The 11,668-nt window shown below is 42.0% G+C and carries 7 protein-coding genes; 4 read left to right on the forward strand and 3 right to left on the reverse strand.

The features are described from left to right. Nucleotides 1–18 precede the first annotated feature (18 nt). Nucleotides 19–456 carry an energy transducer TonB gene (locus KQP93_RS04585; protein ID WP_217876046.1) on the forward strand — a complete coding sequence of 146 codons (438 nt, stop codon included), beginning with the start codon at nt 19–21 and terminating at the stop codon, nt 454–456. A gap of 64 nt (nt 457–520) precedes the next feature. Here the strand turns inward: KQP93_RS04585 and KQP93_RS04590 are convergent, their stop codons facing one another. Together KQP93_RS04590 and KQP93_RS04595 are read right to left on the reverse strand one after the other, a co-directional pair. Continuing rightward, a complete protein-coding gene (locus tag KQP93_RS04590) occupies nt 521–3,541 on the reverse strand; it encodes a carboxypeptidase regulatory-like domain-containing protein (protein ID WP_217876048.1) in 3,021 nt (1,006 codons plus the stop codon). 377 nt (nt 3,542–3,918) lie between these two features. Beyond that, a complete protein-coding gene (locus KQP93_RS04595) occupies nt 3,919–4,764 on the reverse strand; it encodes a MurR/RpiR family transcriptional regulator (protein WP_217876049.1) in 846 nt (281 codons plus the stop codon). Nucleotides 4,765–5,101: 337 nt separating this feature from the next. Here KQP93_RS04595 and pbp4b point away from each other — a divergent pair, with 337 nt between their 5' ends. Both pbp4b and KQP93_RS04605 read left to right on the forward strand, forming a co-directional pair. Then, nucleotides 5,102–7,549 (forward strand): penicillin binding protein PBP4B, encoded by a 2,448-nt coding sequence (pbp4b, locus tag KQP93_RS04600; protein ID WP_217876050.1) that lies wholly within the window; start codon nt 5,102–5,104, stop codon nt 7,547–7,549. Between the two features lie 94 nt (nt 7,550–7,643). After that, nucleotides 7,644–9,020: a Na+/H+ antiporter NhaC family protein gene (locus KQP93_RS04605; RefSeq protein WP_130050807.1), complete on the forward strand. Its 1,377-nt coding sequence runs from the start codon at nt 7,644–7,646 to the stop codon at nt 9,018–9,020. A 337-nt stretch (nt 9,021–9,357) separates the two neighbouring features. On the opposite strand, the gene KQP93_RS04610 is transcribed toward KQP93_RS04605, so the two are convergent. After that, complete coding sequence (locus KQP93_RS04610; protein ID WP_217876052.1) at nt 9,358–10,494, reverse strand: PQQ-dependent sugar dehydrogenase; 1,137 nt, start codon at nt 10,492–10,494, stop codon at nt 9,358–9,360. 320 nt (nt 10,495–10,814) lie between these two features. On the opposite strand from KQP93_RS04610, the gene KQP93_RS04615 reads away from it, so the two are divergent. Further along, a complete protein-coding gene (locus tag KQP93_RS04615) occupies nt 10,815–11,561 on the forward strand; it encodes a hypothetical protein (protein ID WP_217876054.1) in 747 nt (248 codons plus the stop codon). The last annotated feature ends 107 nt before the right edge of the window (nt 11,562–11,668 follow it).

Consider the following 11,668-nt stretch of genomic DNA (forward strand, 5'->3'; position numbering starts at 1 on the left):
GATTTATAAGGATATACCATGAAGACTTTTTTCAGTTTAAGCATAACTGTATTCGCTTTACTAGCTGGCTGCTCACAACTCCCAAACAGTGCAACAAGTAACTCAACCGATGTACTTGACCTTCGTGATGATAAAAACGCAGCAGAGCAGCTGTGGACACTTAAACATGCAACAAAGCCCAGTTACCCTAAAGCAGCTTTAATATCTAAGCAGACGGGCTGTGCGCGCTTTATTATTACTATTGATAAACAAGGTAATACCACCGATATTCGTTTTGTAGAGAGCTTCCCTGAAGGGCTGTTTATAGATGTGTCGCGAGAGTCGCTTAAAAATTGGCAGTGGCAAGCCAGTAAAAGTAATAGCGAGTCGCGAGCGATAACCCGAACGGTGCAGCTCGACTACTTTATGAAAGAGGCTGTTAATATGGATGCCGCAAAAGCATTTTGTACAATTTAAGCTTTTACTGTTTTTAAGGCATAAAAAAGGGCCGCAATGGCGGCCCCCAACAGGATTGATTAACTTAGAACTTGAAGTTAAACGACAGCTGCACGCGACGTGGGCTGTAGTAGTTACGATACTCACCAAAGGTTTCTGACGATACATATGGGTTATTGTTATAACCTGTTTGACGGTCAAATACGTTAAAGATATCAGCACGGAATTGTAGTTCCATGTCACCTGAGAATTTAAAGTCTTGGGTGTAGTTTAAGTCAAGTTGCCAGTGACTAGGGCTACGACGACTACCCGCAGGTTCGCTGTAGCGTGTGGTACCACTTGAGTAACCGTAGATTGAGCCATCCCATGCTTCCCAAGGTTTACCCGACTGGAATACAAAGTATGCACCAATGTTTGCATCCCATGGCACTGTATAGTAACCATAGACTTTTACTTTATGCGGCTTATCACCTGATAATGTACCGTATTTGTAATCCCAAGAATAACGACCACGGCCATCACCATAGTTTGAAGAACCAATGAAGGTATTAGCATCTGTTGTTGCTGTGGTGTTATCTTGGTCGAAGTTACCGTAGTAATGGCTCCAAACATAAGAAGCATTGATGTAGCTGTTTTCACCTAGGTATTCAGCTTCGATGCTAGCTTCCCAGTATTTGGTTTCGCCGCCATCTACTTCGGCAATAACATAAGAAGAACCACCAATTTCATCACGGATTTCATCTAGGTTATCTACATATAAACCTTTATCTGCAATATGCTGTGGCACGCCATCAGCATCAACGCCAGAGTAGTCGGTTAAACGCGCATTGTTTGGCATATCTTCCCAGAAATGCGATGCTTTACGGTGACGAACGTGAGCGCGTAATACTAAATCAGAACCCACATATTTAGTGGTACCAAGTGTAAACTCTTTGATTTGACGAGGTGTTAAATCATCAGCAAATACTTTACCTGATGAACCTTGACGTGGTTCTGCGTAAATTACGTTACCCGCTTCATCAAATTCAACTTCGATTTCGGCACGGGTATTCCGGTCCCAAGAGGCTGCACGCGCTAATGAGCTTGCTTCTGGGTTATACATTGAGAAGTTAGCAAATACAGAGTCTTGATCTGCGTAGTTCCAATTCACACCTAAACGAGGTTGGATCATATCTGACCAATCTGTTTGATACATTTCGTATTTTTCGCCTGGTGCTAACTCATAACCAGAGAGCGTGCCTGATGCCGATTTAAGACCTTGACCATACCAAGTATCGCGGCTAACGAGCACACCCACATTGTAAGTCCAATCACCTACTTCAATCGTATCGTTGATTTCAAAGTTCAGTGTTTCCATTTCTGAGTTAATAGCAGAAACCGCCTCTCCACCTGCTACTAAGCTCATTTGTTGCACGCGAGCACGGTAAATAACTGGCGCAGAGCTGCCTTCTTCTAAACTTTCATCGAGGCCGCCAACATAAGAGATTCTACCCCAGCCATTTGAAAGGCGAGACAGTACTTCTTTACTTTCTTTCCATTCACCACCTAAATGTAATGTATGGTAACTATCGCCCCAGCTAAATTCATGTTCTAGATTTAACTCAAAGCTATCACGGTAAAAGTCGATATTATCGTATTGGTAATACGCACCAACACCGCCGCCACCTCGCATTTGCCCATCTTCGGTATAACCGTATTGTGCAATTAGTGGCGCTGCGCCGGCATTATATGCAGCAATTTGCTCTGCTGTGTAGTTATCATCAGCATCTAATAAGCTCGGGACGCTGAAGTAACCCATTTCAGTTAGATTACTTAAGTCAAGTTGACCCGTTAACGATGGTACTACAGATAGTTTTGTATCTGGTGTGGTACCAGATTCTATCTCTAATTTACTGTATTGGAATGAAAGAGTAGTTGCATCACCTAACAGCCACGAACCATCTAAAGTAAAGATATCTTGGTCGGCTGCATCACCTGCAGAGACACTGTCAGTTTCGTAAGCGCCAACAGAGCGACCTTCGATAGTTTTTTCTGAGGTCCGCTGTGAAATATTAATTAAAATATCGTCAGTAGGTGCCCACGTTAACTTACCAAAGTATTCATCGCGTACATTTTTATAGTCTTTTACTTCACCATAGGCTGTATCTTTATTAGTACGAGTTTCTTCAGGACGATAATAAGAAGTATAAAAGTATAAGGTGTCTTCAATAAGTGGGCCGCCTAAACTTGCTGTTAACCAGCTTTTATCGAGCTCATAGCTTTCTTGGCCTGTTGGTGTTGCCACTAAACTCTTAGGTTGAACTTTGTATTCAACATTACCGTGGAATTCGTCAGTACCTGATTTTGATACGGTGTTAATTGAGAAACCACCTGAGCGGTTAAAGCCAACGGCTTTTGCACCACCGCGGTCCATAGTTACGTAGGCAACATCATGGGTTGATGGCTCTGATGCTAAGTTACCAAACATAGGTAGAGATACATCAACACCGTCAAAGCCGTACGAGTTATCAACCCCTGAGCCACCCGCAGACGGACCAAGGGTTGCGTTTTCAGATAACTCAACACCTGGTACAAGTTTTAGTAGGTCACGGTAATCTTGACCAACTGGCACGCTGTTGATTGCTTCTTCACCTAATGAGTTAGTGAGTGCAGATTTACCTTGGCGGAACAATTTACTGCCGGTGACCGTGATGACTTCAACGTTTTCGTTAGCACCACCCATAGTGACGTTTAGGCTCGAAGCTTGCTCAAGTAAAACATCCACAGTCATGGTTTGAGTTACACCGTTTTTATCGGTGAAAGTCAGTTCATAAGTACCCGGTTTTAATTGCGGTAAGTCGTAGCTGCCGTCTTCTCGCGTAACGACAGTTCGTGGCTTTGGCATCACATTACTTTTTGCAGTAACTGTGATCCCCGCCAGTGACTGCTGCGCTTCTGGTGATGATACTTTACCTTTGATACTACCAGTTAGATTTGCAAAGGCTGGTGCGCTGGCGAGTGCCGCGGCCATAACAACACCGGTGAAGGCTGTTTTCTTTGCGCGAAGTGCATTGCTAGTCGCTTTTGCTATATAGCTCATTGCGAGTGTGGATGCATGTTGTTTCATTGTTTCCCGTCCTTATATTTATATGCTTTGCTGGACTACTTACCCAATTGAGACTTATGAACTTTAAAATTATGTTGCCCATATATTAAACAGGTGTTATTTAAGTTGGTCAAGAATATTTTTTCATTTAAAGGTTGGTTTTTAGGAATAAAATATATAACCGATTTTAGGTAAAACTCAGTAATGACTTGCTTTAACGGGGTGCTAATTTATTCTTAGTACAATTTTGTAAGAAATTATGATTTTAAAGTCAGTCGCTTATCGCAATTGTTTAGTAGTTTAGAGGAGAAAGGGGATTGTTAAACTGCATCCTAAATTAGGCATAAAAAAAGCAGCCTGAGCTGCTTTAAAGTATTTATATAACCTTATTGAAGAAATTAGTTATTCTTAAATTCGCCAACAACTTCATTAGAATGTTCTAGTAACTTACGACCTTGGCGGCTTGACTGTGTTAGAGCAATAAACAAAATATCAATGACAAAATCTTGTGCCGTACGCGCTAAAATTGACGATAAACGTACAGATTCGCCTTCAGCAACCGAATAAAGTTTTACATCTGCTGAGTCGGCGACAAGGCTGCTACCAAATTTTGTTACTGAAATCACCGAACTCGCATTTCTTTTGGCGTGCTTTACAACTTCGGCAATTTCGCGAGTCATACCTGACTCACTTATCGCGATAACCAAATCACCTTTTGAAAAGGTCGCAACATACGCTAGTTGTGCATGCCCATCGGGCTCTGCAATAGCAGGCATACCGAGCTTTTGTAATTTATAAGAAAAATCTTTTGCAACCAGTGCTGAGCCACCTAAACCACAAATTAAAATGCGCTTTGCAGATTTTAATAGCTCTACCGCCTTTTCGACTGCCGGTGCTTCGTTGAGGTTTTTGGTTTCGGTTAATACCGCCAATTTACTGCTTAATAGTTTTTCGGCAATTTGCTCTAGCGAGTCATTCAGAGTGATCTTGCCATGTAGCTTAGGTTCGCTAGTTTCATCATTTAGGGCATCGATCACGGCAAGCTTAAAAGCAGGGAAGCCTTTATAACCTAACTTTTGCGAAAACTTCACCACACTTGATTGGCTTACACCAACCACTTTTGCTAGTTCAACCGATGATAAATTACGAATGGCATTCGCTGAATTTAAAGTAAAGTCAGCAAGCTTAGCTTCGCTGCTCGATAGAGATTGGCGTAAGGCTTTAATTTTTACAAAAGTAGACATAGGACTCACTTTGTTTGCTTAACTTAGTCAAAGCGCAAAGCGATGGTTCTATTATAAACACAGGGCTTGGGCGCATTGTTTGCTTAACACGACGACTTATTTTTGTTTTAGCAGACCTAAGTTTGGAATATTTTTCTTAATTTAGATGGAATAATATAGTTTTATTCCATAATAGATACAACTCTAATTATTGAGATAGCTCTATTTTTAGTAACTTAGCGATAATGTATGCTTTTTATTCTTTAAATGTGAAATAAAATATTTTACATGTTAAGTGGGTGTTGCTACTGTATTGCTGAGAATCGTCAACGCTTAAATCATCAGGTATGAATCTGTTATGAGTTTTACCCCTTTGAAAACATTACTTAAACAGCTGTGTTATCTCAGTAGTGCGGCATTATTAGTGAGCTGTGCCAGTAATCCATATACCTACACACAATCAGCTAATTACAGCCATCGTGTTAAGTTCTTAGTAATGCATTACACCGCCATTGATTACGAAAAATCAATGCGTGCGCTCGTGGATGAAGGGGGCTTAAGTTCACATTATTTATTACCTGAATCAGGCGATCCTAGTTATCCAAAAGATGAATTAGAAATTATTCAGCTGGTTGATGAAAAAGATAGAGCATGGCACGCCGGACGCAGTTTTTGGCAAGGCCGCGAAGATTTAAATGACCATTCAATTGGTATTGAAATAGTGAATGTACCAACCTGTCATATTCCTGAGCAAACTAAGCTTGCGATGGAAAACGACGCCAGTAAGTTATGTATTTTTCCTGACTATGATGCCAAGCAAATTGAGCTACTAATAAAGCTAAGCAAAGATATTCTTGCCCGTAACCCTGATATCGGCCCAACTCAAGTTATTGGCCATTCTGATATTGCCCCAAGCCGTAAGAACGACCCAGGTCCGCGTTTTCCTTGGTATCAACTGTATAAAGCAGGTATCGGTGCATGGTATGAAAGCGACACCGTTGATAAATATTGGCAGCTATTTAGTGCATCAAAACCTTCTGTTGAGTTAATGCAAAAAGCGCTTCGCAGTTACGGCTATGAGGTGATTGCAACGGGTCAGCTTGATTCGCAAACGCTCGATGCCCTAAGTGCTTTTCAAATGCACTTTTTGCCTTGGCATGTAAGCGGTAATAGTGATGCAAGAAGTGCCGCTGTGCTATTTGCATTAATAGATAAATACTTCCCTAAAAAGCTAGAGCGATTATTTAAAGAATATCAGCAGCAACAGCTAGCGGTTGAGCTAGCGCCAAAAACACTGGCCAATGCACAGGTTATAGTGCGTATTCCGGCGCTTGATCCGAGTAGTCGCGCGCTTGTTAACGACCGAGGCACATTTACAGCCTATAAAGGTCGTGGTGAGATCATCATTGAAAACCAAGATGCAACCAGTGCTGATATTTTTATAAATGGTGAAAAAATTAATATCGCTTCGCCATTAACAGCCGAAAAAACATACCAATACAGTTTGGCTAAACGCACCCATGATGGCATTAATACTTATAAAGTAGAAAATGTATTGCCTGAAGGAGCAAGCTTAACCTTACGTTTTCCTTATCCAACACTTGATAAAAACAGCACTCAAAAGCGTTTTAGTGCCGTTGATGAATTAATTAATCAAGAGGTTAAAGAGGGCTTTCCAGGTGCTGTTCTTGCCGTTGTTAAAGATGGTAAGTTGATTAAACTAAGCCATTATGGCGCAGCTAAAAAGTACCATGCTGATGGCAGTGAGCTGAAAGCCCCTCAAGCTATGCAAAACGATACCTTGTTTGATATAGCCTCAAATTCAAAAATGTTTGCCACTAACTTTGCACTGATGAAGCTTGCCAGCGAAGGGAAACTCGACGTAGAAAAGCCACTCTTTTATTACCTACCAGAATTTAGGGGCAGCGGCCGTGAACAGCGCTTAGTAAAAGACTTACTCACCCACAGTGCGGGTTACCCAGCAGTAGTTGACTTTCATCGTAAAGACAATAAATTTGGTGAGCGCTTTTTTTCTCAAAACAGCCTGCGTACTAAAAACCTGTTGTTAACTGGCGTCCCTTTTGTGGCTGGACGCAACGTAAAACACCTATATTCTGATATCGATTATATGTTGCTTGGTGTGCTGGTAGAGCGTATTAGTGGCATGGCGCTCGATACCTATGTTGAGAGCCAAATTTATCAGCCGCTTGGTTTAACGCATACGGTTTATAACCCATTGCAAAAAGGCTTTTTAACCTCGCAAATTGCCGCCACTGAGATTAACGGCAACACCCGAGGTGGTCGCATCGAGTTTGAAAATATTCGAACCGATGTACTGCAAGGTGAAGTACATGATGAAAAAGCATTTTATGCTTTAGGCGGTGTAGCGGGGCATGCTGGGCTTTTTAGCACTGCCGGTGATTTATCCGTGCTTATGCAGGTGTTACTCAATGGCGGCGGCTACGACAACAAGCAAATTTTTACGCCACAAGTACTTGAGCAATTCACAAACTCCCAAGCAAGTGATGAAACCTATGGGTTAGGGTGGCGACGTGCGGGGCATCAAGCTCGTAAATGGCATTTTGGCCCTTATGCTAGCCCGCGGGCTTTTGGTCATACTGGCTGGACAGGCACCGTGACCGTTATTGATCCTGAGTACGACCTTGCAATTGTGCTACTAACCAACGCGCGCCACACACCCATTGAAGGTTCACAAGAAAATTACCAGTTTGTCGGCAAGCGTTTCGAAACGGGTAAGTATGGCTCTATTATCTCACTGATTTATGAGAGTATATTAAATCACTAGTCGAATTAAGTTGAGTTTGGTGGCAAAGCCATTAAGCTTAGCGAGTTTTCGCATAATAAAAATAAAATGTTGTTCTTAATTTAAAAGGGTTTTTATGTCTTGGTATTCAATTTTACCACCCTTGATTGCTATCTTAATTGTGTTTTGGCGCAAAGAAGTGATCATGGCGTTATTGGTCGCGGTTGCGTCGTCTGAGTTTTTGCTTGCTCTGAATGGTGAAGGTAATACCTTATTTTTCACCTTTATTAATACTATTGAGCGAGTCATTGAAGTTGCTAGCTCCCCTGGTAATAGCCGTATCCTTATTTTTAGTATCTTAATTGGTGCTTTACTTGCCTACATTCGTGAATCTGGCGGCGTGGCAGCTACGGTTAATTTACTGATGAACAAAGGGGTTGCTAAAAGTAAGCGCCAAGTGGGCTACCTAACCATGTTCTCAGGTATTGCGGTATTCATTGAATCGAACTTAAGTGTATTAACCTCGGGGATTCTATCGCGTGGTTTATTCGATAAGTTCAAAATGAGCCGAGCACGCCTTGCTTACATTATCGATAGTACCAGTGCTCCTGTGTGTATCTTAATCTTGCTAAATGGCTGGGGCGCTTATGTGCTCGGCCTTCTTGGTAACTACGAAATGGAAGAGTCGGCGGTATCGGTATTGTGGGGCAGTATTGGCTATAACTTTTACGCTATTATTACCTTACTTATCGTGTTTTACACCATTACTTTTGACAAGGTACATGGCCCATTAAAGCAAGCTGAAGAAAACATAGAGCAGCAAGAAACTGAACTAACAGAAGAAGTGAAAGGCTCAAAAGCACGTTACATGCTTGTACCTCTTATTACCTTAATAGGTAGTATGGTTGGTTTTATGTTCTGGACTGGCGATGGCGATATTGCCAGTGGTAGTGGTTCTAAATCAGTGCTGTATGCAACAATTTTAGCCTGTGTTGTGGCTTACTTTTTAATGATTAGCTCTCGCGACTTTACTCATCATAAACTTGTTGATATTGGCTTTAAAGGAATGGGTGAATTGCTACCACTGGTTGCAATCGTATTGCTGTCACTTACTTTAGGGGCAAGCTTAAAAGACCTAGGTACGGGTGTGTTTGTTGCAGGCCTTGTGGGTGATTTCTTACCTATTTACTTGGTTGTGCCAGTGCTATTTCTTACAGGTGCGGTTATTTCATTTACCACAGGTACCTCATGGGGCACTTTCGCAATACTTATTCCAATTGGTGTACCGCTCATTCAAGCTTTAGGTTTACCACCTTCATTGGTCATTGCCGCTATTTTAGGTGGTGGTGTGTTTGGCGATCACTGCTCGCCAATCTCAGATACCAGCGCGGTATCGGCTATTGCATCAGGGTGTGATCTATTAACTCACGTAAAAACCCAAATGCCATACGCCTTATTCGGCGGCGCACTAACCTTCATCGCTTACCTAGTGACGAGTATTATCGTTTTATAAGTAATAGCTTTAAGCTGTAAGTTATAAGTAAAAAACCACAGAGAAGTCTGTGGTTTTTTATTGCTTGAATTTCGATAACTTGCATATTCAAGTCTGATAGCCGTCAGCCGTCAGCCGTCAGCCGTCAGTTTGAAAGCTGATGGCTCGTTGAAGCATCGCGCGAAATAAATTTCACGCCTACGGTACTCCTTTACTCTTTTCCCTTGCTAACTCGTTAACTTGTTTTAAATCTGATAGCTGATAGCTGATAGCTGATAGCTGATAGCTGATAGCTGATAGCTGATAGCTGATAGCTGATAGCTCTGAGTGTGTTGGGTTTCGCTCCGCTCTACCCAACCTACGATTTCGGTACAACCTTATAAACACCGACACCATCAACACCAAGATATAAATCACCATTAGGGTGGGTGGCAAGGCTGCGAACGCGACCTACACCTTCAAATACTTTGCTGTGGCCTGTTACTTTGTCACCATCAAGTTTCACCAAAACAAGGTGACCAAACTTCATCGAACCTACGGCAATTTGACCTTGCCACTGAGGGTATTTATCGCTGGTGATAAATTCCATTCCAGAAGGAGCGATTGAAGGCACCCAATACCAATCAGGTTGTTCCATTCCCTCGCGACTGGTTTCGTCGGTAATTTTTGTACCAATGTAGTTGATCCCATAAGTGATCTCAGGCCAACCATAGTTTGCACCTGCTTTAACTATGTTGATTTCATCGCCGCCACGAGGGCCATGTTCATGGCTCCATATAACCCCCGTTTCAGGGTGCATCGCCATACCTTGCGGGTTACGGTGCCCATACGAATAAATGCTTTTGTGAGTTGTTTTATGGTTATAAAACGGGTTTGATTGAGGGATAGAGCCATCGCTATTGATGCGGTGAATTTTGCCCGCATCATAGTCTAGGCTTTGTGGGTGAACGTCTCTTTTGCCACGGTCGCCAATAGAGAAGTACAAGTAACCTTGTTTGTCGAACTCAATACGCGAACCATAGTGTTTTGTTGTTTTAATATTTGGCTCGCCATCAAACAATAATTGCTGATCGACAAGAGCCATATCTTTAAAGCGGGCACGCATAATCGAGGTATTGTAACCCTCACCATCGCCTTCATAGCCCGAGTACGAAAAGTAAATCCAGCCATTGTCGGCAAAGTTCGGATCAAGCTCTATATCTAATAAGCCCCCTTGACCTTCATCATGTACTTTAGGTGTGCCTTTAACTGCTTGCTCAACGAGTTTGCCATCACGAATTAACCTAAGCTCGCCACGTCTGTCGGTGACGAGTAAGTCACGCTCGTTAAGCCAAGCCATACCCCACGGAATTTGAATTCCTTCGCTTACTAATTCTAGTTTGTAGTTATTAGCACTGGCATCCAGTGGAATCTTTTGCTCAGGCTGAGCACAAGCTTGCAAGCTCGATAAGCTAATTGAAGCAATGATTAAACTGTTAAACAAAGACCTTTTCATGGTAACTCCATAATATTTAAACACGATGTTACTAGCCTAGCTGGTTCAGCATTAAATTGTTATTAACATTAGAGTAATGTGCGATTATTGGTAGGAAAAGCGAGGTAAAGAGCGGAGTATTAGCCGTCAGCCGTCAGCCGTCAGCCGTCAGCCGTCAGCCGTCAGCCGTCAGTCTGAAAGCTGATGGCTCGTTGAACCATCGCGCGAAATAAATTTCACGCATACGGTACTCCTTTACTCTTTCCCCTTGTAACTCGCTAACTTGTTTTAAATCTGCTAGCTTAGCAAGTTCTTATTCTTAAAAGGATTTAACAAGTCGTATGAAGTCAGAAAAGTTTTTTAAATGGGTGTGGAATGTTAACGGCCTAATTTTACTTATGGGCTTAATCATTGGAGCAGCAGCAATAGGGTATAACTTTGTTGCTTACTTACTAAAGTCCGATAACCATGTTCAGCAACAAACACTAAACTTAGCTGAAGATGAAAAGCAGCAAGAAAAGTGGAAACTAGGTTACCCTCGCAAGGTCGAGGGAAGTGATTTTTACTTCATCCCACTGGAATCAGAAAAACTGGATATCGAGGTGAAAGCTGACGTAACAGTTTACAATAATTTTAGCGGTGGTTATAAATACAGACCTACGCGCTCAAAGAACATCTTGTTTCTTAATGACAAAACCAATCACGCCAAGTGGCTATTTAAAACAACGGATCAATTGATCATAGAGTTTGGTGCTTTAAGCCATTACAAAGAGTTTGATACTCGTCCTTACAAGGAGCAAAAAGTCTATGCTCCTAAGGCAGTTTCGTATGAAGTTATCAAAAACGATACCAACAACGACAAACTGCTCGATGGCAAAGATAAGCGCACTTTCGCGCTAAGCAAGATTGATGGCTCAAACTACAGCGAAGTTATTTCAGGCTACAACCGCATTGTAGAGTCTAATCTCAACGCCGAGGGCAATTTATTCGTTGTATTTATCAACAACGATGAAGTTTACTCTATGCTGATAGACCTAGATACATTTGAAGTGATTAGTAAAAGCATGCTACCGAAGGTAGGGGAGTGAAATTGATGTTAGGTATCAGATATCAGAAGAATGATCTGACATCTGAAGACTAACTACGCGGGGTAAACCAGCTGCTACTTAAAACTTGCGACTTTACTCTTGTAGCC

This window comes from Pseudoalteromonas shioyasakiensis (assembly GCF_019134595.1).
GTDB classification, from domain to species: domain Bacteria; phylum Pseudomonadota; class Gammaproteobacteria; order Enterobacterales; family Alteromonadaceae; genus Pseudoalteromonas; species Pseudoalteromonas shioyasakiensis_A.